Origin of the sequence: Klebsiella sp. DY2415 (assembly GCF_026314315.1) — a bacterium.
In the GTDB taxonomy this organism is placed as follows: Bacteria; Pseudomonadota; Gammaproteobacteria; order Enterobacterales; family Enterobacteriaceae; genus Klebsiella; species Klebsiella ornithinolytica.
Window position 1 is genome coordinate 878,552 of record NZ_CP111115.1, and the last position, 25,929, is coordinate 904,480.

The following is a 25,929-nucleotide window of genomic DNA, read 5'->3' on the forward strand; positions in this document are numbered from 1 at the left end:
TAACAGGTGTTCACTGGAATCATTCTCAGTTACCCTAGGTGAGCATTGAAAGCGTTCTTGTTTTCGGAGTCAAATATGGTTCGCAAACCATTAATCACACAGGGTTATTCTTTGGCAGAGGAAGTCGCCAACAGCATCAGTCACGGTATCGGGCTGGTATTTGGCATCGTTGGCCTCGTCCTCCTGCTGGTGCAGGCGGTCGACAGCAACGCCAGCGCAACGGCGATTACCAGCTATAGCCTGTACGGCGGCAGCATGATTATGCTGTTCCTCGCCTCTACCCTCTATCATGCTATTCCCCATCAGCGAGCCAAGCTGTGGCTGAAAAAATTCGATCACTGCGCCATCTATCTGCTGATAGCGGGAACCTATACGCCTTTTCTACTGGTAGGGCTCAATTCACCGCTTGCGCGCGGCCTGATGGTGGTCATCTGGAGCCTGGCGCTGCTGGGGATCTTGTTTAAGCTCACCATTGCGCACCGCTTTAAGGTCCTCTCACTGGTGACCTATCTGACGATGGGCTGGCTGTCGCTGATCGTGGTTTATCAGCTGGCGATCAAACTGGCGGCTGGGGGGGTAACGCTGCTGGCGGTCGGGGGCGTGGTGTATTCGCTGGGGGTTATCTTCTACGTCTGCAAGCGCATTCCTTATAACCATGCAATCTGGCACGGTTTTGTGCTGGGCGGCAGCGTATGTCACTTCCTGGCCATTTATTTGTACGTCGGTCAGGTATAAATAAGAGGCCGCATCGGCGGGGAATTTCCCGGCGGTGCGGCGCTTGCCGAAACGACAGCACCGCACAGTCCGGGATGTTGCCGCCTGAAGAGCCTGGCAGCGTTAAGGCGATCTTCGCGCTTTAACTCTCTTCCAGTGAATAGGGCAGCGGAACGATGCTTAATGTACCGGCATCATCGCGCACGCGGAAGACGCTGTCTGGTTCCATATCGTTATTCATCACGACCTGCACCAGCAGTTGACCATCATCCAGCAGCACAGCTGCCAGCACGGTGCCGGTCCGGCGCCAGTTCTCACCCATCTTCAGCTCAAGGTCTTCTCCGGCTTCCGGGACGCGGCTCGCTTTCCCGGCCAGATACCACAGGGCGCGTTTGTTCGCACCGCGGAATTTCGCCCGGGCGACCATTTCCTGACCGGTATAGCAGCCTTTCTTAAAGCTGATGCCGCCCAATGCCTGCAGGTTTGTCGCCTGCGGGATGAACTGCGCGCTGTTGGCGCTGTCTATGACCGGCAGGCCGGCTTCGATGTTGAGCGCCAGCCACTGCTGGCTGTTGTTCAACTGCGCATCGCTGCGCAACGCGTCGGTTACGCGGGTGGCGGTTGCCACATCGGTCACCAGCAGAAAGCGCTCCGCCGGATGTTCAAACCACAGCAGGCTGGTCACGCCGTCGCTGACGAGCGGTTTGTCGCTGCCCGGAAGTTCGCTGAACAGCGGCGCCAGCGCGGCGCGGGCCTGGAAACCGGCAACGCCCAGCAGGACGTGTTCATCATCGGCGGCAATGGTCACTTTAGAGAACACCGCATATTTCTTCAGTTCAGCGAGCTGGGAATCGCGCAGGCTGCGGCGTTCAATCCAGGTAAAACCACCGTCGCGGCGGAAAACCCGCAGGTTGCTCCACATCTTGCCCTTGGCATCGCAGTGCGCGGCAAGCAGATGCCGATCGTCGGTTAATGCGCTGACATCGGCGGTAATCTGCCCCTGCAGATACTTCTCGCCATCCTGACCGGTAATCGTTGCCAGCGCCCAGTCATCCAGCGTCATCAGCGTTAACGGCAGACGAGAGGAAGAAGAAGGCTGACGCGGAGGAAAAGGTGTAAAAGCCATAGTCATGTCCTGAATAGCTTAACGCAGAGTGAATAGCTAATGGTAAAAGAGCTATGGTGCAATGCAAGTGCTTTTGGCAGGCCATTTGTGCCCTGAAAGCACAAACGGGGAAACAAAGGAGAAAGATAAAGCCATATTTTAAATGTGGTTTTTGTGGAATGGCGTTCTCTGTTCTCGATATTGCTGTAAAGTAAGTGCAAAAAACGGGTTAAACTAACCTATCAACAACGTCTTGTCAGGCAGCGCTTCGGCGACCTGAAGGGCGCGTAAGACTCTCTTTATGCTGGAAGGACAACATGGACATTACGAATAAAGCCCGCATCCACTGGGCATGCCGCAGGGGTATGCGTGAACTTGATATCTCCATCATGCCGTTTTTCGAGTATGAGTACGATACGCTCAGCGATGAAGACAAACAGCTGTTTATCCGTCTGTTAGAAAACGACGATCCGGATCTGTTTAACTGGCTGATGAATCATGGCGAACCGGCTGATGCGCAACTGCAACGGATGGTAAAATTAATCCAGACTCGGAATCGGGAACGTGGTCCTGTGGCAATCTGATTTACGCATCTCCTGGCGCTCACAGTGGTTCTCGCTGCTGCTGCACGGCATTGTGGCGGCTATTGTGCTGCTGATGCCCTGGCCGCTGAGCTACACGCCGCTATGGCTATTGCTGCTGTCGCTGGTGGTGTTCGACAGCGTGCGCAGCCAGCGGCGGATCCACGCCTGTCGGGGGGAAATAAAGCTGATGACCGATTCGCGTTTGCGTTGGCAAAAAGCGGAATGGGAGATTGTCGGCACGCCGTGGGTGATTAATAGCGGGATGTTGCTGCGTCTGCAGGATATGCAAACGCGTCGCCGCCAGCATCTGTGGATCGCTGCAGACAGTATGGACGCCAAAGAGTGGCGAGATCTGCGCCGGTTGGTGTTACAAAAACCGGCACAGGAGTAAAAGCCTGTCAGGCGAACTGCTCAGCCATTTCGCCGAGGATTTGCTCGCACCAGTTCTGGATGCGATCGTCGCTCAGGTCATACTGATTCGTCTCATCGAGCGCCAGGCCAACAAACAGCTGGCCATCGGCGATAATCGGTTTCTGGCTGGTGAATTCGTAACCTTCCGTCGGCCAGTAACCGATAAACTTAACGCCTTTGGCGCTCAGTTTGTCGTGCAGCATTCCCAGTGCGTCAAGGAACCATTCGCCGTAACCCAACTGGTCACCCATGCCATACAGCGCCACAATTTTATCCTGCAGATCCAGTGCGTCCAGCTGTTGCCAGACGGCTTCCCAGTCTTCCTGAATTTCGCCGAAATCCCACGTCGGGATACCGAGAATCAACACGTCATACTGTGTCATCAGGGAAGGGGAATCATCTTTCAGATTATGCAGCGTCACTAATTCCGGGCCGATGATATCGCGGATCTTCTCCGCTGCCATCTCGGTGTAGCAGGTACTGGAGCCGTAAAAAAGACCTATGTTCATGGCGTAAACATCTCAATTCATGCGGTGATTTTGCGGCTAGTTTATCAGAAAGCCGTCGTCAGCCGCATACTTAAGCTGTTCCGCCAGCTGGCCGGGAAAAAACAGCGCCGCCGTTTTTGCCAGCCGGGCCACTTATTTGGGTATACTGAAGCCGTTTTAACGAGCAAAGAGGGCGATGTGAAAGAGGATCTCGCACGAATCGAACAGTTTCTTGATGCCTTGTGGCTGGAGCGCAATCTGGCGGAAAATACGCTGAGCGCCTACCGTCGGGATCTGACGATGGTATTGGAATGGCTGCATCATCGCGAGTTATCGCTGGTTAGCGCCAGCGGCGAGGATCTTCAGGCGCTGCTGGCCGAGAGACAAACGGGCGGCTATAAAGCCACCAGTACCGCGCGGCTGTTGAGCGCCGTGCGCCGTTTCTTCCAGCACCTCTATCGGGAGAAAATTCGTCCGGATGACCCCAGCGCGCTGCTGGCGTCACCGAAACTGCCGCAGCGGCTGCCGAAAGATCTGAGTGAGGCTCAGGTCGAACGTCTGCTGCAGGCGCCGCTGGTCGAGCAGCCTCTGGAACTCCGCGATAAAGCGATGCTTGAGGTGCTGTACGCGACCGGCCTGCGCGTGTCGGAACTGGTGGGCCTGACGATGAGCGACATCAGCCTGCGTCAGGGCGTCCTGCGGGTGGTGGGTAAAGGGAACAAAGAACGGCTGGTCCCGCTTGGCGAAGAGGCGGTGCTGTGGGTTGAGAACTACCTGGAGTACGGGCGCCCCTGGCTGCTGAACGGCGTGGCATCTGATGTGCTTTTTCCAAGTCAGCGCGCGCAGCAAATGACGCGCCAGACCTTCTGGCATCGGATTAAGCACTATGCCGTGCTGGCCGGAATAGATAGCGCGAAGCTCTCCCCGCACGTTTTACGCCATGCGTTTGCCACGCATTTACTTAACCATGGCGCAGATTTACGCGTGGTACAGATGCTGTTGGGACACAGCGATCTCTCAACGACGCAGATCTACACCCATGTCGCGACCGAGCGTCTGAGACAACTTCATCAACAGCACCACCCGCGGGCGTGAGTGCTGAATAAAAGGACTGAGTATGAAAAAAGGTTTATTGATGTTTACGCTGCTGGCGGCGACGCTGTCCGGTGCGGCCCATGCGGATAACGCGGCTATCAAACAGTCGCTGGCTAAACTGGGCGTACAGAATACGGATATTCAGCCATCGCCGGTTGCCGGAATGAGCACCGTACTGACCGACAGCGGCGTGCTGTATGTGACCGATGACGGTAAACACGTCATCCAGGGGCCGATGTATGATGTCGGCGGCGCACAGCCGGTAAACGTCACCAACGCGCTGCTGGTGGGCAAGCTGAACGCGCTGGAAAAAGAGATGATTATCTATAAAGCGCCGCAGGAAAAACACGTTATCACCGTTTTCACCGACATCACCTGCGGCTACTGCCACAAGCTGCACGAAGAGATGAGCGACTATAACGCGCTGGGAATTACCGTTCGCTACCTGGCCTTCCCGCGCCAGGGCCTGCAAAGCCAGACCGAGCAGGATATGAAAGCCATCTGGTGCGCCAAAGATCGTAACAAAGCGCTGGATGACGCGATGAGCGGTAAAGGTATTCAGCCGGCGAGCTGCCAGGTCGATATCAGCAAACACTACACGCTTGGCGTGCAGTTCGGCGTTAACGGCACGCCGGCGATGGTGCTGAGCAACGGCTACGTGCTTCCGGGTTATCAGGGGCCGAAAGAGCTGAAAGCCTTCCTTGATGAGCATCAAAAACAGACAAGCGGTAAATAATTCGCGTGAAACAACAGATACAACTACGCCGCCGTGAGGTGGTTGAAGGGGCTGAGCTCCCCGCCGACCTGCCGCCGCTGCTGCAGCGGCTGTACGCCAGCCGCGGCGTCCTGCATGCCCAGGAGCTCGAACGCAGCGTCAAAGGCATGCTGCCGTGGACGCAGCTGAACGGCATCGAAAAAGCCGTTGAGATGCTCTACGACGCATTCAGGCAAGAGCGGCATATCGTCGTGGTCGGTGATTTTGACGCCGATGGCGCCACCAGTACCGCGCTGAGCGTGCTGGCGCTGCGCGCGCTGGGCTACAGCAATGTCTCCTATCTGGTGCCAAATCGTTTTGAAGATGGCTACGGGTTAAGCCCCGAAGTAGTCGATCAGGCCCACGCCCGCGGGGCGCAGATGATTATGACCGTGGATAACGGCATCTCTTCCCATGCCGGCGTCGATCGTGCCCACGCATTGGGGATCCCGGTGGTCGTGACCGATCACCATCTACCGGGTGAGACGCTGCCGGCAGCGGAAGCCATTGTGAACCCCAATCTGCGCGACTGCGATTTCCCCTCGAAATCGCTGGCCGGCGTCGGGGTAGCGTTCTATTTGATGCTGGCGCTGCGCACGTTCCTGCGTGATAAAAATTGGTTTGAAGAACGGGGCATCACGCCGCCGAATCTTGCCGAACTGCTGGATCTGGTCGCGCTCGGGACGGTGGCTGACGTTGTGCCGCTGGATGCTAATAACCGCATTCTCACCTGGCAAGGGCTGAGCCGTATCCGTGCCGGTAAGTGCCGTCCGGGGATCAAAGCGCTGCTGGAGATTGCCAACCGCGATCCGCAAAAGCTGGCCGCCAGCGACCTGGGGTTTGCCCTGGGACCGCGGCTGAATGCGGCAGGCCGGCTGGATGATATGTCGGTCGGCGTGGCGCTGCTGTTGTGTGATAACGTCGGCGAAGCGCGGATGCTGGCTAATGAACTGGATGCGCTGAACCAGACGCGCAAAGAGATTGAGCAAGGGATGCAGGCGGAGGCGCTCACGCTGTGCCAGCAGCTGGAACGCAGCGGCGACACGCTGCCCGGGGGGCTGGCGATGTATCATCCGCAGTGGCACCAGGGCGTGGTGGGGATTCTGGCGTCGCGGATTAAAGAGCGTTTCCATCGCCCGGTTATCGCCTTCGCCCCAACCGGCGACGGGCTGTTAAAAGGCTCCGGGCGCTCTATCCAGGGGTTGCACATGCGCGATGCGCTTGAGCGCCTTGATACGCTGCATCCGGGGCTGATTCTCAAGTTCGGCGGCCATGCGATGGCGGCGGGGCTGTCGCTGGAAGAGGCGCGTTTTGAGGAGTTTCAGCTGCGTTTCGGCGAACTGGTCACCGAGTGGCTGGATCCGGCGCTGTTGCAGGGAGAAGTGATCTCTGACGGCCCGCTGGAAACGGCTGAGATGAGCATGGAAGTTGCGCATCTGCTTCGTGAGGCGGGACCCTGGGGACAGATGTTCCCGGAGCCGCTGTTTGACGGTCGTTTCCGCCTGTTACAGCAGCGCCTGGTGGGCGAGCGACATCTTAAAGTGATGGTCGAACCGGTTGGCGGCGGCCCGCTGCTGGACGGGATTGCCTTCAACGTTGATACTTCGATTTGGCCGGATAACGGCGTACGCGAAGTCACTCTGGCCTATAAGCTCGATATTAATGAGTTCCGAGGCAACCGCAGCCTGCAGCTTATCATTGACCATCTCTGGCCGGTCTGACGAAAAAGCCGTCAACAAACAGGCTGACGGAAAGCCGAAGTATATATAAAAGAGAGCGGGGATCCGGTACAATTCCGCTCTTATCACCGCATTTTGTCGAATCCATTAAAAGAAAATCGATCATGTTTGAAATAAATCCGGTAAAAAACCGCATTCAGGACCTCACGGAGCGCTCTGACGTTCTTAGGGGGTATCTTTGACTACGATGCTAAGAAAGAGCGTCTGGAAGAAGTAAACGCCGAGCTGGAACAGCCGGACGTGTGGAACGAACCTGAGCGCGCACAGGCGTTGGGTAAAGAGCGTTCTTCACTGGAAGCCATCGTCGAGACGTTGGATCAAATGTCCCAGGGGCTGGAAGATGTTTCCGGACTACTGGAGCTGGCTGTCGAAGCCGAAGACGAAGAGACCTTCAACGAAGCCGTTGCCGAACTTGACGTGCTGGAAGAGAAACTGGCGCAGCTTGAGTTCCGCCGCATGTTCTCCGGCGAGTATGACAGCGCCGATTGCTATCTCGATATTCAGGCCGGTTCCGGCGGTACGGAAGCCCAGGACTGGGCCAGCATGCTGACACGTATGTATCTGCGCTGGGCCGAAGCGCGCGGCTTCAAGACCGAGATTATTGAAGAGTCAGAAGGTGAAGTGGCGGGCATTAAGTCCGTGACCATCAAGATTATCGGCGATTACGCCTACGGCTGGCTGCGTACCGAAACCGGCGTCCACCGCCTGGTGCGCAAGAGCCCGTTCGATTCCGGCGGCCGTCGCCACACCTCCTTCAGCTCCGCATTTGTCTATCCGGAAGTGGATGACGATATTGATATCGAAATCAACCCGGCGGACCTGCGCATTGACGTTTACCGCGCCTCCGGTGCGGGTGGTCAGCACGTTAACCGTACGGAATCCGCGGTGCGTATCACCCACATTCCGACCGGCTTAGTGACGCAGTGCCAGAACGACCGTTCACAGCACAAGAACAAAGACCAGGCCATGAAGCAGATGAAAGCCAAGCTTTATGAGCTGGAAATGCAGAAGAAAAATGCCGAGAAGCAGGCGATGGAAGATACCAAATCCGACATCGGCTGGGGCAGCCAGATCCGTTCTTACGTGCTGGATGACTCCCGCATTAAAGATCTGCGCACCGGGGTGGAAACCCGCAATACTCAGGCCGTGCTTGACGGCAGCCTGGATCAATTTATCGAAGCAAGTTTGAAAGCAGGGTTATGAGGAACCAACATGTCTGAACAACAAGCACAGGGCGCTGACGCGGCAATTGACCTTAATAATGAACTGAAAGCCCGTCGTGAAAAGCTGGCTCAGCTTCGTGAGCAGGGTATCCCGTTCCCGAACGATTTCCGTCGTGACCATACCTCTGACCAACTGCACGCTGACTTCGATGCGAAAGAAAACGAAGAGCTGGAAGCACTGAACGTTGAAGTCTCCGTTGCTGGTCGTATGATGACCCGCCGTATTATGGGTAAAGCCTCTTTCGTCACTCTGCAGGATGTCGGCGGCCGCATTCAGCTGTACGTCGCGCGTGACGATCTGCCGGAAGGCGTCTACAACGAGCAGTTCAAAAAATGGGACCTCGGCGATATCATCGCGGCGCGCGGTAAGCTGTTTAAAACCAAAACCGGCGAGCTGTCTATCCACTGCACCGAACTGCGTCTGCTGACCAAAGCCCTGCGCCCGCTGCCGGACAAATTCCACGGCCTGCAGGATCAGGAAGCGCGCTACCGTCAGCGCTACCTGGATCTGATCTCCAACGACGAATCCCGCAAGACCTTTAAGGTTCGCTCCCAGATTCTGGCCGGTATCCGCCAGTTCATGGTCGGTCGCGGCTTTATGGAAGTCGAAACCCCGATGATGCAGGTGATCCCTGGCGGCGCGTCTGCCCGTCCGTTCATCACCCATCACAACGCGCTGGATATGGACATGTACCTGCGTATCGCGCCGGAACTGTATCTGAAGCGTCTGGTTGTGGGCGGCTTCGAACGCGTATTCGAAATCAACCGTAACTTCCGTAACGAAGGCATCTCCGTGCGTCATAACCCAGAGTTCACCATGATGGAACTCTACATGGCGTACGCGGACTATAAAGATCTGATCGAGCTGACCGAATCCCTGTTCCGTACCCTGGCGCAGGATATTCTGGGCAACACCGCGGTTCCTTATGGCGATCAGACCTTCGACTTCGGTAAGCCGTTTGAAAAACTGACCATGCGTGAAGCTATCAAGAAATACCGTCCGGAAACCGAGATGGCGGATCTGGATAACTTCGATTCCGCAAAAGCGATTGCAGAGTCTATCGGCATTCACGTTGAGAAGAGCTGGGGTCTGGGCCGTATCGTGACGGAGATCTTTGAAGAAGTGGCGGAAGCGCACCTGATTCAGCCGACCTTTATCACCGAATACCCGGCGGAAGTCTCTCCGCTGGCGCGTCGTAATGACCAGAACCCGGAAATTACCGACCGCTTTGAGTTCTTTATCGGCGGCCGTGAAATCGGTAACGGCTTCAGCGAGCTCAACGACGCGGAAGATCAGGCGCAGCGCTTCCAGGACCAGGTGAATGCGAAAGCCGCTGGTGACGATGAAGCTATGTTCTACGATGAAGACTACGTGACCGCGCTGGAACACGGCCTGCCGCCGACCGCCGGTCTGGGTATCGGTATTGACCGTATGGTGATGCTGTTTACCAACAGCCATACCATCCGCGACGTCATCCTGTTCCCGGCAATGCGCCCGGTTAAATAAGAGCGACCGTCAAAAACATAACCCCGGCTACAGGCCGGGGTTTTTTTTTGTGCCCCGCTGCGCGAGTCGCGGGAGGATGCGGACAGGCGGCGAAAAACCGCTATCCGGCAAGACCGTTAATAGCGCAGCTGCGCGACATAGTTTCTCAACGCCTGCCGGGCATTATCGTCAGCCGCTTCGAGCACCATCCACGGACTGTAGGCCCACGGGGTGAGCGCCAGCGCTTGCAGTAAATCTTCCAGCTCACACCACTGATAGTCCATGACCTCGTCGCTATTGGCCAGCACCGGACTGATAATGCGTGCGGCGTAAACCGGGCAGACTTCGTTTTCGACAATTCCGTTTGGGGCCACCGCCCGGTAACGAAACGCCGGATGAACGGAGGCGATGTTGGCAATGTTAACGCCCAGTTCAAAACGGCTGCGCCGCGTCACGGCCTGTTCAAACGTCTCTCCGCTCTGGGGATGTCCGCAGACGGAGTTGGTCCAGACCCCGGGCCAGGCTTTTTTACCCAGTGAACGGCGCGTCACCAGCAGCTGGCCGTGGTCATTAAACAACCAGCAGGAAAAGGCGAGGTGCAAAGGGGTATTAAGGGTATGGGCGGCATATTTTTCCAGCCTGCCAACAGGCTTATCTTGCTCATCGAGCAAAATGACATGTTCCCCGGTCATGACAACTCCTGATAATAAAAATGACCCGGCATACGCTCGCCTGGTCACACACTCGGCACTAGGGTAGCCGATAACCGCTCGAAAGGCATTACCAAAACACGCTTCGGGCGCTGCAGACGGGGAAACACGAATCCGACAACGCAAGCGTATCGATTGGGGATCTGCCTGCGGGCTGGTATGATAGTTGTCCGTTGTGACGAGATGAGAGCTGTGCTGAGTGCAGGACGCCTGATGAGAAAACGCTTTTTTATCATGATGATGTTGGTCAGCAGCCTGGTGATTGCAGGATGTTCCAGTTCATCTGATTCCGGTTCCGTCTACACCGTGAAACGCGGCGATACGTTGTACCGTATTTCCCGGACAACTGGTACCAGCATTAAAGATCTGGCCCGACTGAATAATATCTCCCCACCGTATACTATTGAGGTTGGACAGCGTCTGAAGCTGAATCCGGCCTCGGGCGCCACAAAGGGCGGTTCATCCGGGAAGAGCAGCGCCGGTAAGCGCACCGCGGCCAGCAAGCCGCCGGCCACGCTGCCGCCGGTCTCCTGGCCACCGGTGGGGCAACGGTGCTGGCGCTGGCCGACCAGCGGTAAAGTTATCCTGCCTTATTCATCAAATGATGGTGGTAATAAGGGGATTGATATTGCCGGCACGCGCGGCCAGCCGGTCTATGCGGCAGGGGCGGGTAAAGTGGTGTACGTCGGTAATCAGCTCCGCGGTTACGGTAATCTGATCATGATTAAACATGGTGAGGATTACATCAGCGCCTATGCCCATAATGACAAAATGATGGTCAATAACGGTCAGAACGTGAAGATTGGTCAGCAGATAGCCACGATGGGAAGTAGCGACGCCGATTCCGTGCGCCTGCATTTCCAGATTCGCTACCGGGCGACGGCTATCGATCCACAGCGCTATTTACCGCCGCAGGGCAGTAAGCCAAAGTGCTAAGAGGTTATTTTATCAGCAGTTAGCGTGATTCAGTCTTGTAAGACGGTGCGTAAGGTCTATAATGGCCCTCGCACCTCAACGCGGGCGTAGTTCAATGGTAGAACGAGAGCTTCCCAAGCTCTATACGAGGGTTCGATTCCCTTCGCCCGCTCCAGAATTTCTCCTGTGATAACATATCTTAGATAACATACTGTTTTTGAAACAAGTTTCTGAAATTGTATTGCATATCAGCCTCTCGTTTTAGCGCTCAAAAATACACCGGCAGTTGTCACGGAAAGTTACGGTTAGATGAACGTTTAACTCAACTCGGCGACGGTTCCAGATTGACGCCGCGATAGCAAAACGCAAACGAAAAAGCCTGACCGGGCATTGTCATTTCATCCCCTCCTATTAAAACAACGGCTTTTCTCGACAAATAGCCATCTGAAATCCGGGTACAGTAGGGTCGGTGTTGTCCATTCCGGAAACTTAATTTGACCCGCGGGAGCCCGTTATCATGTTCAGCCATATGCGTATTGCCAGACCCGTCACCGACCTGGCGCGCGCTTGCACCATGTACAGCCAGGGATTAGAACTCCAACGAATTGCGGATTTTACCGACCATGCCGGCTTTAGTGGGATAATGGTGGGCCGTCCGGAGCTGGCCTGGCATATTGAGTTCACCCACTGTCACGATCATCCGCGTCAGCCTGCACCGACCGATGAAGATCTGCTCGTGCTCTATTACCCCGATAAAGCAGCCTGGCAGCAGGCGTGCGCCAGAATGACGGCGGCGGGCTTTCGTACGATGAGGTCGTTTAATCCCTACTGGGATACCAACGGCAAAACATTTGTCGATGATGACGGTTATCGGGTGGTGCTTCAGAACCGCGACTGGCCATAGATTGAGGGCTCTCGTGGAACAGAGCGGCGGTTCAGGTGGCCCTGTCGGCGGCAGAACTCCAGGCGTTGAGTGCGGATATTTGCTATTCTGCATCACGTCAGGTTATTGAAGAGATTGAGAAATGGGGTCGTTTATCGTCGTCGTCTGTGTCATATGGCTTTTGTATCTAGGCGTGAAAATGCTGACCCGGACTCTGTATAAAACGGAACCCATAAACGCCAAACCAGAGCGCGATGTCTGGGGGTGCTGGGAAGGTGAAGGTCCGCTGTACCGTCGCGTCAATCGCGCAACGAAAGATGAAGATGATGAGGGATTGTTTCAGTCGGTCAACCGGCGGCAACAGGCCAGGACAGAGGAAAAAGACGTGAACGCCTCTGCTGCGTTCTACCAGTCCAGAGAGTGGCGCGCGCTTCGCTATCAGGCACTCAAAAAATATGGCGGTGCCTGTAGTGCCTGCGGGCGTTCGGCGGCAAAACATGGGGTGGTCATCCATGTCGATCATATTCGGCCCCGCAGTAAATACCCGCATCTGGCGCTGCGCCTGGATAACCTCCAGCTGTTATGCCACGAATGTAATCTTGCAAAAGGCAACCGCGACGAAATTAAATGGCGTTAGCAGCCGGTCTGGGTGCGCTTTTTTATCCCCTGGTTCGGAGTCAGGGCTCTGCGAATCGCAGGAAAAATACCCTAAAAATGCGCGCAAAGCGTCGTGTTTGATGCAGTCGTTGCGTCATACCGGTTTCTGTCCGGCCTGGCGTCGGTTGCATATGTGAACGTCACTCTGTGACTAAATAATCAAGAGTGTGACTTATCGATACTTTCCCCTGTCGCGAAGACCAACCTCGTATTTACCCTACTTTTTATCGCGTTTTATTCGCAGCGCGCCTCAGCCTTGAGTATGAATATCTGTTTGTTCAACTTGTTGTTTATAAACATATAATTGCATTCATTGTTATCATTTGAGATGTCAATCACATTTTGTTGTCAGCCAACTTTAAATCTATAAAAGTAGACGTTTGTCGACTTTTCATCTAAAAGATGGGGGTGAGGGGCTAGACAAAACCAGAAGCTGGTTATCAAATAGTTAAAAAATATCGTGCCTCATGTAAATGATTGGCCAGTGTAAACATGGCTAACACGCTTTCCGCGGTCTCTCTGCGCTGCGGTGCATCTTATCTGGAGAAGTTATGCATTCCTCTGTGAATAAAAATGAAAGCCGGACCTTCTTTGGTCATCCATATCCGCTAGGTTCGTTGTTCTTTACCGAAATGTGGGAGCGATTCTCGTTTTACGGCATTCGCCCCTTATTGATTCTGTTTATGGCCGCCACGGTTTACGACGGCGGTATGGGGCTGGCGCGTGAAAATGCCTCGGCGATCGTCGGTATCTTCGCCGGCAGTATGTACCTTGCGGCGTTACCGGGCGGCTGGCTGGCGGATAACTGGCTGGGCCAGCAAAAGGCGGTCTGGTACGGATCGATTCTCATCGCGTTGGGTCATCTGTCGATTGCTCTGTCAGCGGTGCTGGGTGACAACCTGTTCTTTATCGGGCTGATGCTTATCGTACTGGGATCGGGTCTGTTCAAAACCTGCATCTCGGTTATGGTTGGCACGCTGTACAAGAAAGGGGATGCGCGTCGTGACGGTGGATTCTCGCTGTTCTACATGGGCATCAATATGGGGTCGTTCATCGCGCCGCTGATTTCCGGCTGGTTGATTAAATCACACGGCTGGCACTGGGGCTTTGGCATCGGTGGCATCGGGATGCTGGTGGCGCTGGTGATCTTCCGGGTCTTTGCGGTACCGGCGATGAAGCGCTACGACAGCGAAGTGGGCCTCGATTCAACCTGGAATAGCCCGGTGGCGAAGAAGAACGGCGTGGGCGCCTGGCTGCTGGCGCTGGCCGTAGGTGCCGCGGTGATTATCACGCTGATTGCGCAGGGCGTGATTGTGGTTAACCCTGTTGCCGTTGCCAGTATGCTGGTATACGTGATTGCCGCTTCGGTCGTTCTCTATTTCATCTATCTGTTTGCCTTCGCCGGACTGAGCCGCAAAGAGCGCGCCCGTCTGCTGGTGTGCTTTATTCTGCTGGTTTCCGCCGCCTTCTTCTGGTCGGCATTTGAGCAGAAGCCGACCTCCTTCAACCTGTTCGCCAATGATTATACCAACCGTATGATCGGCAGCTTTGAGATCCCGGCGGTCTGGTTCCAGTCAATCAACGCGCTGTTTATTATTCTGTTGGCGCCGGTCTTTAGCTGGGCATGGCCGGCCATGGCGCGTAATGGCGTCCGTCCGAGCAGCATCACCAAATTCGTCATCGGCATTCTCTGCGCCGCTGCGGGCTTTGGCCTGATGATGCTGGCGGCACAGAATGTGCTGAACAACGGCGGGGCCGGCGTATCACCGTTCTGGCTGGTAGGCAGTATTCTGATGCTGACCCTGGGCGAGCTGTGCCTGAGCCCGATTGGCCTGGCAACCATGACGCTGCTGGCGCCGGAAAGAATGCGCGGCCAGATGATGGGGCTGTGGTTCTGCGCCAGTGCGCTGGGTAACCTGGCGGCCGGCCTGATCGGCGGCCATGTGAAAGCTGATCAGCTGGATATGCTGCCAGATCTCTTTGCACGTTGTTCGATTGCGCTGCTGATCTGCGCCGCCGTACTCTGCGTGCTGATCGTTCCGGTGCGCCGGATGCTGGAAAATACGCAGAACAAAACCGCACAAAAACCGGCTACCCACGCCTGACGGCAACGGAAACTGACAGTCGGTAAGCTGGCGCGTAAAGCGCCAGCTTTTTTTTCGTCTGAAATTTAACGGGAAATATCCGTCGGCCACACCATCGCCAGCGAGATATCCCCTTGGGTGAGTCCGCGACTTTTTCCCGGGCATATTATGAATGACCAGCGAACGGGCTGGAGGCAGTGAACATCAGCGCTATGGCGGGGCAGGGGAAACCGTAAGAAAATGAGGCTGGCGGGATCAGCGCGGGCCGTCTGTCGGAGACGACCCGCTTCGGGTATTAACGGTAAACAATCCCGCCATCGATCAGGATCGACTGACCGGTCATATAGTCGGAATCCGGGCCGGCCAGATAGGCGACCAGGCTCGCCACATCGTCCGGCGTTTCCGCACGGCCAAGCGCAATCCCTTCTACATATTTTTTATAGGTCTCACCGACCGGCGCACCGGTAATTTCGGCAAAGCGCTTATCGATTTCGGTCCACATGCCGGTCCCGACAATCCCCGGGCAGTAGGCGTTCACGGTGATCCCGCGGCTGGCGTACTCTTTCGCTGCCGCCTGGGTCAGGGCGCGAACGGCAAATTTAGTGGCGGAATAGATCCCCAGCAGGGCAAAACCGTCGTGCCCGGCAATGGAGCAGGCGTTAATGATTTTGCCGTTTTGCTTGCGGTCGATAAATTTTTTCGCCGCGGCCTGAATGCCCCATAGCGTCCCCTGAACGTTGATACGCATGATGCGATCGACCTCTTCAGGGGTCACGTCGGCGAGCGCCTGTACCTGAGCAATCCCCGCGTTGTTCACGATGATATCAAAGCCGCCCAGCTCCTTTTCCGCCCGATCAATGGCGGCATACACCTGGTCACGTTCAGCAATATTCGCCACGAAGGTGGCGGCCTTACGGCCCAGCGCTTCAACTTCGGCGGCGACCGCCGCAATCCCTTCCGGGTTCACGTCGACAAGCATCAACGACGCACCCTCTTTGGCCAGACGTAAAGCAATACCGCGGCCGATGCCCTGACCGGCACCGGTGACTAATGCAACTTTATTTTCGATAGCCATTTCTGTACACACCTTGTACTGATTAAGAAACGATGGATGCCTGATGGAGAAAAGATTCGCTGTACGAAGGCGCAGGCCTGGCGTACTGCCCATCGGCGGCAAAGGATAAAACTACTCTATAGGTATGGATAAACGTGGCCTACCCCCCGGTTGGGGGGGATAATGGCGTATGCACGGGATGAGGAGGTTATGGCGCTATGGAATTGTTACCCCCGACGGATGACGCATTAAGCGAGTTTGTTCATCAGGAACCGTTTCGCCTTGCGCGCACCTTGCCGCTTATCGCGACGCGCTTTACGCCGCCGCGCACACCGGGGGTATTGCAGTCGCGCGATCGTCTGCTGCAGCGGCTGGACGCCGCGCTCACCAGCACGCTAACGCTGGTATGCGCCCCCGCCGGGTTCGGCAAAACCACGCTGCTGGCCCAGTGGTATCAGCATCGGCAGCAGCAGGGGAGTACGCTGGCCTGGCTGAGCATTGATGAAGATGACAACACGCCCTTCCTGTTTATGCGCTATCTGCAGGCGGCGCTGCGGCCGCTCTGGCAAGCGGCGAATGCTCTGCCGGAAAGCGCCCCCGGAGACGACTTTCGGCTGTTTCTCGCCGGGCTCGTCAACCAGCTGCACAGCTATCCGATTTCGCTGTCTCTGATCCTCGATGATTACCAGAATATTGCTCACCCGGAGATTCATGATGGTTTGAACTGGCTGCTGAACCACGCGCCGCCGTCTCTGCATCTGATTATTGCCAGTCGCAGCCAGCCGCCCCTGGCGCTGAGTCGCCTGCACATGGAGGATCGGCTGGTGGAGATCGATGATCGTGCTCTGCGGTTTAATGCTGAGGAGGCCAGAACCTATTTTGCCACGTCGATCTCCCCGGCACCGGATCCGCAGGAGATTCCGCGCCTGATTGCCCGCACGGAGGGGTGGGTTGCCGGTATGAAAATGGCGGCTTTAGCAAGCGGCAGCGCCCATTGTTGCCCGACCGACGGCAAGCTGAATACCGCTTCCCGCGCCCTCTCTCGCTACCTGGAAGAGGTGATCTTTGCGCCATTGCCCGCCGGGGTGTTGGACTTTCTTCTGCGAACCGCAATACTCAACCGCCTGCATCCGTCGCTGTGCGATGCCGTGACCGGGAAAGGCAACGGAGAGGCGATGCTGGCGTGGGTAGCCCGGCACAATCTGTTTCTCTCGGCCCTGGATGCGGACGGGTTCTGGTTCCGCTACCACCCGCTGATGCGCGAAGCGCTGCTGTATCGTCTGCAGCACAGTGCGCAGGTGGATATCCGCGTACTGCATGAACAGGCCAGCAACTGGTTTGCCGGACAGCAGCTGTGGGCCGAGGCGATTCGCCATGCGCTGGCCGCCGGGAAAACGGGGGCCGGACACGCGGAAGCCGGCGTGCAGTCGCTGGCGGAAGAGGGCGATATCGAGACGATGGTGCGCTGGATCCGCTATCTGCCGGCAAATCTGGACCCTTCCCGCATCGAGCTGCAAACGAACCTCGCCTGGGCGCTCGCACACCGTTTTCGTTTCCACGATGCCCGCCAGCTGCTGGACGCCATTGAGTCGCTGGCGGTCGCCAACCGCAGCGCGATGGCCCACAGTTCGTGGGTGAAGCTCCGCGTGGTTCGGGCGATCTGCGAAGCTTTCGCCGACAATATTGCCCAGAGTATTGCTATCGTGGAACCTCTGCTGCACGAGGTGCCCTGCGGCGATATCTGGGTGGATGGCCTGGTGTGCAATATTCTCAGCTACTGCCATCTGGCGAACGCCCGGCCGCAACAGGCGCTGGATGTCCAGCAGCGGGTAGCGGGTATGCGGGTGGCGAACCGCAATCTGTTCGTCGAGGTCTACCGGGCGTTTGTGATGGCCCAGGGATACCTGCGCCAGGGCAATCTGGCCGAAGCGCAGCGGCAGGCGGGGCGGGCGCTACAGTATGCCGAACAGCAGACCGGTCCTCACTCCAGCAGCGGCGCCACCCTGGCGCCGATTCTGGCCGAAATCGCCTGGGAGCAGGGGGAGGTACAGCGCATCCCCACTCTGCTGACGCTCCGTCTTGAGATGATCGATGACTTTTGCCCGCCGGATGGGTTTAGCCGCTGCTATATCGTGCTGGCGAAGCTGGCGCAACGTGATGGCCGGACGGATGAGATGACATCGCTGCTGCTGCATGCCGAAGGCCTGGCGGTTCAGCGTGGATGGCTGCGGGCGCAGGCGCCGCTGCTGGCTGAGCGTATTGCCAATGCGCTCCACGCCGGCGATCGCGCGGCGGCTGACAGTTTGCTTCGTCGCCTTCAGGGACTGTCTCTCGGCGCGGAGAAAAATGATGTGGTGAGCGCCTGTTTAACCCTCAGTCAGAGCCGGATGCTGATGGCCGACGGACAACCGCTGGCGGCGGCGCGGCAGCTCGATACGCTGGCCGCTGAGCAGGAGCGCGGCGGCGAGTGGCTGTTTGCCGTACGCCTGCGGCTTATTCAGGCCGTCGCCCTGTGGCGCGCCGGGGAACGGGAGCGGGCGATAACGGTGGGGATCCCGACGCTGCATCGCGCCTTTCAGCAAAAACTGTGGCGCAGCCTGCTTGATGGCGGAGAAGAGATGGCCTCATTACTGGCGGCTACCCGGCAGCGTGGGGGGCACGACGAGGTCTTCAGCGATGCGCTGACGCAGCACCTCGCCAGATTCAACGCTGCCGGGATCTTGCCGACCGTCAGCCGTCGGGCGCCCGCGCAGCTTCGCCTGACCGAGCGGGAGCAGCAGACGCTGGAGCTGATCGCCGAAGGCTACTCCAACAAAGAGATCGCGCGGGCCCTGGGAATTACGGCCGAAACCGTGAAGTGGCATCTCAAGCAGCTGTACGACAAGCTGCAGGTCAATGGTCGGATTCAGGCGGTGAATCAGGCGCGCGAGTGGCAGTTATTCCGCTGACGCCCGCTCGCCGGCACGCAAGGGGCGCCTCAGCGCGCCTGTTTGCCCAGATTATCCAGCGCCGGGCCGCGGTAATCTCCGCCTAATGCCTTAATCAGCGTAATGTCGCTGCTCAACCGCTGCGCCTCGATATCCAGCAGGAGCAATTGCTGGGCGATAACGGGACGACGCGCTTCCTGAGCCGCATAGTAGCTGACCAGCCCCCGCTGATAGTGGGCGCTGGCGCTGCGGGAGGTAGCCATGGCGGCCGTCACCTTCAGCTTCTGCAGCACCACCTGCTGATTAAGATCGTTCAGCTCGCTGGAGCCGATCGCCACATCGCGCACGGCATCCAGTACCGCCTGGTTGTACTGTTTGATCAGAATATTGCTGGCGGTGCGGACCGATTGCAGATTGGCATTCAGCCGGCCGCCGTCGAAGATCGGCAGATACAGCCCCGGCAGCAGGTTGATCTGCTGGAAGGACGATTTAAACAGATCCCCGACGCTCAGGGCGTTGTATCCCCAGAAGGCCTTGATATCAAAGTGCGGGTAAAACGCCGCCTTCGCCGCATCGACCTGGCTTAATGACGCCGTGACGTAGCCGCGCAGCGCCTGGAGATCCGGGCGGCGGGCCAGCAGTTCAAAGGAGAGCGAGTCGGGCAGCGTTTCCTGTAGCGTCGGCAGGGGGACCGGATGGATCTCCGGCATGCTGCGCGCATCGGCGCCGATCAGCGCCCGCAATGTTTCCCGATACTGCGTCAGCGTCCCGTTTGCCGTAATGATCTGCTGCTGCGCCGCCAGCAGCTCGGCCTGGGCATTGGCGATATCCACGCTATCCTCAACGCCGCGCTGGGTACGGTGCTCATGCGCCTGCACCGAGAGACGGGCAATCTCTTCCAGCTGATGCAACAACGTCATCTTCTGGAAGGTGGCCTGCATGGCAAAGTACAGCTGCGCCACGCTGCTGGCGAGATCCAGCTCGATTCCCGCCGTTTCCGCCTGACGCGCATTTTTCTCGCCAATGGCGGCGGCAACGCGGGCGCGATCGGCTCCCCATAAATCAATATTCAGCGTGGCACCGACGCCGACGGTATTCAGGGTGTACCACGGACCATTTTTATCGACCGGCAGCGAGTAAGAGTAGGGCCAGGTGAACTGTTTGTTGGTAACCCGCAGTCGGTTCTGAGCCGCCACGGCGGTGGCCTGGACGCCCATTGCCGACTGCGCCAGCTCTACGGTGGACTGCGATTGCGCAATCCGCAGCCGGGCGGCCTGCATGGTCGGGGAGTTTTGCAGCGCGCGGTTGACCAGCATATTAAGCTGGGCATCGTGATAGCCCTCCCACCATCTGGCCGCTGGCCAGCCGCTGTTGGCAAGGTGAATCACCTGCGCGAGTTCAGCCTGCTGCGGGTTCACGATGGTGACCTGGCCCGGATCGTCCTGAATTAACGCGCAGCCGGTGACCAGCGTCAGAAGGAAGGCGAGCGGTGAGTAGCGCAGGAAGCGGGCTGCGGTGTCCATTTTTCTCATGACTTATCTGCCTGTCGCGAAAGCGGTAAAGGTGCGGACGACCAGCTCGGTAATGTCGTCAGCAGAGTGATCAGCGGGCGGCCAAAAGGATTACCGGGGTCGGGCCGAAGCTCGCCGAACGGCACGGGCGCCTGCTGCCGGTCGATATCATCGGCATAGGCCTCGAGCGACCCGGCGCAGTGGCGCAGAAAGGTATCTCCCGGCGCGGCGTACAGCCGGTACCCTTCGCTGAAGCGTACGATTTCGAGGGCCTGCGTCCAGGTGGCCTTCACCGGCCAGGTTTTTGCCTCGGGATGCGGGTGAGCATAAGCATTCAGCGGTTCAGCCGCCACCCGATGCATCAGCGTTTCGGCGCTGTTGAGGGCGTGAAACAGCGGCACTAACTGCACCTCATCGCGACTGGCGCGCAGGTCATCGGCAATCCGCCGGTAGAGATCGGCCAGCCGCGATTTGAGCTGCGGGGCCTCGCTATCCGGCCACAGGTAGAGGTGGACAATCGAAGAGACCAGCACGCCGAGCAAAATACCGATGACGCGATCGCGCAGCTCGGTCAAATTGGTCAGCGGGCCAAACCAGCTGAGAAACGCCAGTGAGAAGGTAAAGCCGATCTGAATCCCGGCGTAGGCGATGCGTTCAGACCCCGCTGCTATCCAGGCCGACAGCGCCATCACCGGCAGGGTCATCGCCAGCAGGCCGACGATAGATTCGGTATGCGGCTGAATAAAGACGATCATTAACAGCGCCAGCAGGGTCGCGAGCAGGGCACCGCCTGTTCGCAGCCAGGTTTTCTGCAGCGTCGCGCCGAGCCCCGGCTGGGCGACAATGACACAGCTGAGCATAATCGTATGGATACCCTGCCAGTCGGCGGCGGTATAAAAAACGTAGCACAGCAGCGTTGCCAGCAGCGTTTTAAGCGCGAAGTGCAGATACGCGGGGTTCGACCAGGCGTCAGGCAGCAGCAGGGGCGCTTTTTCCTCTTCGCCAGCCGGCACCGGCACCGGTTCGCCGCGCGCCAGCTGGCTCAGCGTCGCGGCCATCTCTTGCAAAATGACGCCGTTCGCCGTATCCCGCGCGCTGGCCTCCGGCAGGGTTGCCGGACGCGTGCTGAGGTCCAGATTGTGCGCCAGCGTCGAGAGCGCGGCGGCAAGCTGCAGACGCCCGGCGGAAGGGGACTCTTCCGGCTGAAGCAGCGCGGCCAGATGATAGCAGTGAAGGGTGGCGGCCATCAGGGATTGCCACGCCTGCGGGTTATCGGCTATCTCTGGGCTGGAGCGGGTCGCCTGCTGATACAGAGACTGAAGCTGGGCGAACTGTTCGGCAATTTCTTTGAAAGTTGGCGGAGAACCGGCGTCCGGCCCGGCGAGAAGCGCCGCCACCCGGCGAAGCAAGAACACCATTCTCGCTTTGAACTGGTAGCCGGGAAAAGCCTGCTGAAAACCGGCGTTGACCAGCAGCGTGACCACGATGGCGAGGTTGATGACGACCCATAGCCAGAGCAGCAGACGCACCAGAATCTCACTCTGGCTGGTCATCGAGGGGAAAGTCTGCGCGTAGATAACGACCAGCGCGACGACGAAAAAGGCCAGCCCCAGCTTGCCCAGCACCCGCATCAGATAGATGGCGCCGAAAAACAGCGCTACCGAGGCGACCAGGCGGATCAGCGGATAGTCATAAGTCCATTTGATGATCAGCAGCACACAGCCCAGCGCCACGCTGACGGTGAGGAAAAAGACCACGCTCACCAGCTTTATCATCAGCACGTTAGGCTGGCTGACGTAAAACACCACGATCAGCGCCACGGCCAAAAAAGGGATCTGCAGGGTCATAAACAGGACGATCAGCACCGCGCAGCTCAGGGTCAGGCGCAGGGTGTAGTTTGCCCTCCCCGGCGCGTCGCGGAGTTCCCGGTGCAGAAATGACCAGACGTTCTGCATAGCGCCTCCTTACTGAGGCTGAAGAACGGCGCTGGCAGAGGCGCCCATACGGAAGAGTTCGGGGTCAGGATCTTTCACCGCGATCTTCACCGGGAAACGCTGCGAAACATGAACCCAGTTGATGCTCTTCTGAATAATCGGCAGACCTTCAATCACGCTCCCGCCTTCAGGCAGCACGCCGGAGCCGACGGAATCGACCACGCCGGCGAACGATTTATCATGATTGGTCATGATGGTGACTCTGGCCGCTACGCCGGGGCGGACGTTTTTAAGATCGGTTTCGCGGAAGTTGGCGATGACATACCAGCGGTCGTCATCCATTAAGGTAAATACCGGTTTTAACGCCGAGGCGTACTGGCCGACGGTGGTTTTCAGCGCCACCACCACGCCGTTAAAAGGCGCCCGGACTTCGGTAAATTCCAGGTGCAGTTCCGCCAGCGCGATCTGCGCCAGAATCCCCGCCCGCTGGGCAACCATGGCGTCAACGCCGGTCACAGCGGCCGAAGCCTGTTTCGCTTGCAGCAGCGTGGCGTCGAGTTCTGCGCGTGCGGCTTTTTCGGCGGTTCGCGCCTGGTCGAGATCCTCTTGTGAAGCAAAGCCCTGCGGGACTAATGGTTCAAGACGCGTGCGTGACGAAGTGGTCTGTTTTACCAGCGCCTTCGCCCGTTCTACCGCGGCGGCGACGGACTGGGCGTTGTACTCCTGGGCCTTAATTGTGCGCCGGGTCAGCATGATTTGCGCATCCAGCGTGGTCAGCCTGGCCCGGGCGTCATCGAGCATCGCCTGATAGGGGCGCGGATCGAGACGAAACAGCAGATCGCCTTTTTTCACCCGCTGGTTGTCGCGGATGGGCATCTCCACGATCCGGCCGCTCACTTCCGGCACCACGTCGATGGTATCGGTATAGACGTAAGCATCATTGGTTTCCGGCGAGGTCTGAAGCTGCCAGATAACCAGGATAAGCGCCACGATCGCGGCGAGGACGAGGGCCAGCAGAGGCCACTTTTTCCGTAATACGCTTGGGCTGGAGTTTGTCATAGGGGCTTAGTAAACAAAGAAAAGGAACCACAGGAGCGTGGCGAACAGGAACATCAGAGCCAGGTAGCTGAATACCAGCGGAGAAAAACGTGATTGCCAGCCTTTGCGGACGATCAGGATATGACAGGGAATGAGTAACAGCACGCCGCCCAATAAACAGAAAAACCAGCCAGGAAATGCGGCGCCTAATACCGGAATCGCTGGTGATAATGAACAACCAGAGAGAAATAAGAACATGAATAATAGCGCCGGACGTGCCAGCTTCACTCGATAATTCAAAGGATAGTTCCTGAGCGCTCATACCATTGTGGAGTGAGTTTAATCGCCCTCACGGGGAAATAAAAGCAAAGGGAAGAGACGGGCTGTCTATTTTATGGGGGGCGTCAGCGCCGCTCCTGCAGGAAAAGTGAATATAAAGGCGTTTATTTCGCATTAATGCGATAAATCTTATGACATATATGAAGGTGATTTTTGATTTCACCATAGCTGGCGTTCCGCGGCGGGGCTATGCTTAGCTCCTGAACAAGAAAAATAATTGAGGCAATGTCATGGATAAGGAATTACTGGAGGCGGGCTACCGGGCATACACCGGCGAGAAGATTGATGTCTACTTCAACACGGACATCTGCCAGCACTCGGGGAACTGCGTTCGCGGTAGCGCAAAACTCTTCAACCTGAAGCGTAAGCCGTGGATCATCCCGGATGAAGTGGATGTCGCCACCGTCGTGCGTGTGATCGACACCTGCCCGAGCGGCGCCCTGAAGTATCGCCAGAAATAAGTGAGGAAATGATGGAAATACTGGAAGGCCATAACAAGTTTTACGTCAACGATGCGGCAGGGAATCAGGTCGCGGAAATTGTTTTTGTTCCCACCGGCGAACATCTCAGCATTATTGAGCATACCGATGTCGACGAGAGCCTGAAAGGGCAGGGGGTAGGCAAACAGCTGGTGGCGAAAGTGGTGGAAAAGATGCGCGGAGAACAGCGTAAAATTATCCCGCTATGTCCCTTTGCGAAACATGAGTTTGATAATACCCGCGAGTACGATGATATCCGGGCCTGAAATAAAAGCACCGGTCTCAGCCGGTGCTCAGTTTTAGATGATGAAGGGCTTTTGCATCCGGGATGCCTGTTATTGGCGATGATGGCGAATAATATTCTGGCGCCAGCATGGTTCCGGCCTGTCGCCTGACTTCCGGCGTAGCGACCGGGAAGCGCTTCTGTCGTCAGCCCGGGCCCTCGTTTTCCAGCTTCTGCCTTTTGCGCAGGTGCGGGAAAATGGTCATCCATATCGCGACCACCACCAGCGTGCCAATCCCGCCAAGCGCCGCGGCCGGTACGGCACCCATCCACGCTGCCAGCAGGCCAGACTCAAACTCCCCAAGCTGGTTTGAGGTATTAATGAAGATAGCGTTCACCGCATTGACCCGGCCGCGCATATCATCCGGCGTATCCAGCTGTACCAGCGCGCCGCGAATCACCATGCTCACCATATCAAACCCACCCAGCGCGGCTAACGCCAGCAGGGAAATCCACAGCTGAGCAGAAAGCGCAAACACCAGCGTCGCCAGGCCAAAGCCGGCCACCGAGGCGAACATGATCAGACCCACGTTTTTCTCCAGCTTGTGGCGACTGAGCCAGACGCCCACCAGCAGCGCGCCAACCGAAGGGGCGCCGCGCAGCATCCCCAGCCCCCATGGGCCGGTATGGAGAATATCCTGGGCGAAGATCGGTAATAGCGCCGTCGCGCCTCCGAGGAGGACGGCAAACAGATCGAGCGAAATCACGCCCAGCACATCTTTTCGCTCGCGGATAAAATGCACCCCGGCAAACAGGTTTTTGAGGTTCATCGGCAGACGGGTTTGCGGCGGCCGCTCGTAGCGCAGTCGGCTTACCAGTACAAGAGAGAACAGATAGAACAGCGCCGATACGCCGTACACCACTTCCGGACCCGCCACGTACAGCAGACCGCCAAGCGTTGGGCCGATAATGACCGCCGCCTGTCCTCCGACGGAACTGGCCGCCATCGCGCGCGCGAGGATCGGCGGCGGTACCAGCGCCGGCAGCATAGAGGTGATTGCCGGCCACTCCAGCGCTTTTGCCACCGAGATTAAAAAGACCAGCCCCCAAATCTCAATCTTGTCCGCCCAATGCAGCAGCGTCAGCGCAACCAGCCCGAGTAACGCTATCCATTCAATGAACTGGCCAAGCAGTACAATCCGTCGCCGATCGAACTGATCCGCAAGGTGTCCCGCAGGGAGCGCCAGCAGGACCGAGGGTAAGAATTGCATCAGGCCGATCATCCCGAGCGCCATCGCGCTATGGGTGATGGCATAAATTTGCCAGCTAACGGCAACCGAAAACATTTGAAAACCGAATGATGAGCAGGTGCGCGCCAGCCAAAAGGTGACGAACGACCTGTGCCGCAGCAGTGAATCTTCCGCTGCGGATACCTGTGAACCCATAGTCTTATCCCATTTAAAGCCAATATTCCGGCCAGCATCGTCGTACCGGCCTGGTGCGAAGTCCGTCAGGGACTTTTATTATTTTTTACCACCTGACAAGGTGCGATATCTTGTGAGTTCGGGCAGTGGCA

The 25,929-nt window shown here is 57.5% G+C and carries 24 protein-coding genes and 1 tRNA gene; 16 read left to right on the plus strand and 9 right to left on the minus strand.

Annotated elements, in window-relative coordinates; translation table 11 throughout:
- The first annotated feature begins 75 nt into the window (after positions 1-75).
- Positions 76-735: a PAQR family membrane homeostasis protein TrhA gene (gene trhA / locus OQV00_RS04215; RefSeq protein ID WP_004867362.1), complete on the plus strand. Its 660-nt coding sequence runs from the start codon at positions 76-78 to the stop codon at positions 733-735.
- Between the two features lie 121 nt (positions 736-856).
- On the opposite strand, the gene ygfZ is transcribed toward trhA, so the two are convergent.
- Positions 857-1,840: a tRNA-modifying protein YgfZ gene (gene ygfZ, locus OQV00_RS04220; RefSeq protein WP_015585783.1), complete on the minus strand. Its 984-nt coding sequence runs from the start codon at positions 1,838-1,840 to the stop codon at positions 857-859.
- 296 nt (positions 1,841-2,136) lie between these two features.
- Between ygfZ and sdhE the strand changes: the two genes are divergently transcribed.
- On the plus strand, positions 2,137-2,403 hold the full coding sequence (sdhE, locus tag OQV00_RS04225) for an FAD assembly factor SdhE (RefSeq protein ID WP_004867358.1): 267 nt from the start codon (positions 2,137-2,139) through the stop codon (positions 2,401-2,403).
- Positions 2,384-2,794, plus strand: a complete 411-nt coding sequence (locus OQV00_RS04230) for a protein YgfX (protein ID WP_004867355.1) — start codon at positions 2,384-2,386, stop codon at positions 2,792-2,794. The genes sdhE and OQV00_RS04230 overlap by 20 nt, the downstream gene beginning before the upstream one ends.
- 7 nt (positions 2,795-2,801) lie before the next feature.
- On the opposite strand, the gene fldB is transcribed toward OQV00_RS04230, so the two are convergent.
- On the minus strand, positions 2,802-3,323 hold the full coding sequence (fldB, locus tag OQV00_RS04235; protein ID WP_004867353.1) for a flavodoxin FldB: 522 nt from the start codon (positions 3,321-3,323) through the stop codon (positions 2,802-2,804).
- A gap of 177 nt (positions 3,324-3,500) precedes the next feature.
- Here fldB and xerD point away from each other — a divergent pair, with 177 nt between their 5' ends.
- From xerD to lysS, 5 genes are all read left to right on the plus strand, one after another.
- On the plus strand, positions 3,501-4,397 hold the full coding sequence (xerD, locus tag OQV00_RS04240) for a site-specific tyrosine recombinase XerD (RefSeq protein ID WP_032718225.1): 897 nt from the start codon (positions 3,501-3,503) through the stop codon (positions 4,395-4,397).
- A gap of 22 nt (positions 4,398-4,419) precedes the next feature.
- Positions 4,420-5,133, plus strand: a complete 714-nt coding sequence (gene dsbC, locus OQV00_RS04245) for a bifunctional protein-disulfide isomerase/oxidoreductase DsbC (RefSeq protein ID WP_004867349.1) — start codon at positions 4,420-4,422, stop codon at positions 5,131-5,133.
- A gap of 5 nt (positions 5,134-5,138) precedes the next feature.
- Positions 5,139-6,872 carry a single-stranded-DNA-specific exonuclease RecJ gene (recJ, locus tag OQV00_RS04250; protein WP_015585785.1) on the plus strand — a complete coding sequence of 578 codons (1,734 nt, stop codon included), beginning with the start codon at positions 5,139-5,141 and terminating at the stop codon, positions 6,870-6,872.
- A 122-nt stretch (positions 6,873-6,994) separates the two neighbouring features.
- Positions 6,995-8,093, plus strand: a protein-coding gene (gene prfB / locus OQV00_RS04255; protein WP_099001586.1) for a peptide chain release factor 2 whose coding sequence is annotated in 2 segments (ribosomal slippage) — positions 6,995-7,069 and positions 7,071-8,093 — 1,098 coding nt in all. Because the reading frame shifts where the segments join, the coding sequence is not laid out codon by codon here.
- Positions 8,094-8,102: 9 nt separating this feature from the next.
- Positions 8,103-9,620, plus strand: a complete 1,518-nt coding sequence (lysS, locus tag OQV00_RS04260; RefSeq protein ID WP_004867343.1) for a lysine--tRNA ligase — start codon at positions 8,103-8,105, stop codon at positions 9,618-9,620.
- A 116-nt stretch (positions 9,621-9,736) separates the two neighbouring features.
- Here lysS and idi read toward each other — a convergent pair whose 3' ends face one another.
- Positions 9,737-10,291 carry an isopentenyl-diphosphate Delta-isomerase gene (gene idi / locus OQV00_RS04265; protein WP_015585787.1) on the minus strand — a complete coding sequence of 185 codons (555 nt, stop codon included), beginning with the start codon at positions 10,289-10,291 and terminating at the stop codon, positions 9,737-9,739.
- Positions 10,292-10,522: 231 nt separating this feature from the next.
- On the opposite strand from idi, the gene actS reads away from it, so the two are divergent.
- The 5 genes from actS (at position 10,523) to OQV00_RS04290 (ending at position 14,869) form a co-directional block, all read left to right on the plus strand.
- Positions 10,523-11,245 (plus strand): amidase activator ActS, encoded by a 723-nt coding sequence (gene actS / locus OQV00_RS04270; protein ID WP_064356672.1) that lies wholly within the window; start codon positions 10,523-10,525, stop codon positions 11,243-11,245.
- Positions 11,246-11,325: 80 nt separating this feature from the next.
- Positions 11,326-11,399, plus strand: a tRNA-Gly gene (locus tag OQV00_RS04275).
- A 342-nt stretch (positions 11,400-11,741) separates the two neighbouring features.
- On the plus strand, positions 11,742-12,128 hold the full coding sequence (locus OQV00_RS04280) for a VOC family protein (protein WP_004867336.1): 387 nt from the start codon (positions 11,742-11,744) through the stop codon (positions 12,126-12,128).
- Between the two features lie 121 nt (positions 12,129-12,249).
- Positions 12,250-12,744, plus strand: a complete 495-nt coding sequence (locus OQV00_RS04285) for an HNH endonuclease (protein WP_266279882.1) — start codon at positions 12,250-12,252, stop codon at positions 12,742-12,744.
- Positions 12,745-13,315: 571 nt separating this feature from the next.
- A complete protein-coding gene (locus OQV00_RS04290; RefSeq protein ID WP_104896459.1) occupies positions 13,316-14,869 on the plus strand; it encodes a peptide MFS transporter in 1,554 nt (517 codons plus the stop codon).
- Between the two features lie 274 nt (positions 14,870-15,143).
- Here the strand turns inward: OQV00_RS04290 and OQV00_RS04295 are convergent, their stop codons facing one another.
- Positions 15,144-15,923: an acetoin reductase gene (locus tag OQV00_RS04295; protein ID WP_004867328.1), complete on the minus strand. Its 780-nt coding sequence runs from the start codon at positions 15,921-15,923 to the stop codon at positions 15,144-15,146.
- A 197-nt stretch (positions 15,924-16,120) separates the two neighbouring features.
- Here OQV00_RS04295 and OQV00_RS04300 point away from each other — a divergent pair, with 197 nt between their 5' ends.
- Positions 16,121-18,850, plus strand: coding sequence for a LuxR C-terminal-related transcriptional regulator (locus OQV00_RS04300; RefSeq protein ID WP_266279885.1), 2,730 nt, complete (start codon positions 16,121-16,123; stop codon positions 18,848-18,850).
- A gap of 29 nt (positions 18,851-18,879) precedes the next feature.
- On the opposite strand, the gene OQV00_RS04305 is transcribed toward OQV00_RS04300, so the two are convergent.
- Genes OQV00_RS04305 through OQV00_RS04320 form a run of 4 tightly spaced genes read right to left on the minus strand, consistent with a single transcriptional unit; the run spans position 18,880 to position 23,570 of the window.
- The gene (locus OQV00_RS04305) at positions 18,880-20,352 is read right to left on the minus strand and encodes an MdtP family multidrug efflux transporter outer membrane subunit (protein ID WP_266280599.1); all 1,473 of its coding nucleotides are present in this window, start codon (positions 20,350-20,352) and stop codon (positions 18,880-18,882) included.
- A gap of 5 nt (positions 20,353-20,357) precedes the next feature.
- On the minus strand, positions 20,358-22,295 hold the full coding sequence (locus OQV00_RS04310) for an FUSC family protein (RefSeq protein WP_266279887.1): 1,938 nt from the start codon (positions 22,293-22,295) through the stop codon (positions 20,358-20,360).
- Between the two features lie 9 nt (positions 22,296-22,304).
- Positions 22,305-23,333 (minus strand): multidrug transporter subunit MdtN, encoded by a 1,029-nt coding sequence (gene mdtN, locus OQV00_RS04315; protein ID WP_015585795.1) that lies wholly within the window; start codon positions 23,331-23,333, stop codon positions 22,305-22,307.
- A gap of 6 nt (positions 23,334-23,339) precedes the next feature.
- Entirely contained in the window at positions 23,340-23,570 is a 231-nt protein-coding gene (locus tag OQV00_RS04320; RefSeq protein ID WP_369974010.1) for a YtcA family lipoprotein, read from the minus strand.
- Positions 23,571-23,881: 311 nt separating this feature from the next.
- Between OQV00_RS04320 and yjdI the strand changes: the two genes are divergently transcribed.
- Positions 23,882-24,112 carry a 4Fe-4S mono-cluster protein YjdI gene (gene yjdI, locus OQV00_RS04325; RefSeq protein ID WP_015585797.1) on the plus strand — a complete coding sequence of 77 codons (231 nt, stop codon included), beginning with the start codon at positions 23,882-23,884 and terminating at the stop codon, positions 24,110-24,112.
- Between the two features lie 11 nt (positions 24,113-24,123).
- Entirely contained in the window at positions 24,124-24,396 is a 273-nt protein-coding gene (locus OQV00_RS04330) for a GNAT family N-acetyltransferase (RefSeq protein WP_004867312.1), read from the plus strand.
- Positions 24,397-24,559: 163 nt separating this feature from the next.
- Here OQV00_RS04330 and OQV00_RS04335 read toward each other — a convergent pair whose 3' ends face one another.
- Positions 24,560-25,798 carry an MFS transporter gene (locus OQV00_RS04335; RefSeq protein ID WP_163980379.1) on the minus strand — a complete coding sequence of 413 codons (1,239 nt, stop codon included), beginning with the start codon at positions 25,796-25,798 and terminating at the stop codon, positions 24,560-24,562.
- Positions 25,799-25,929: the final 131 nt, after the last annotated feature.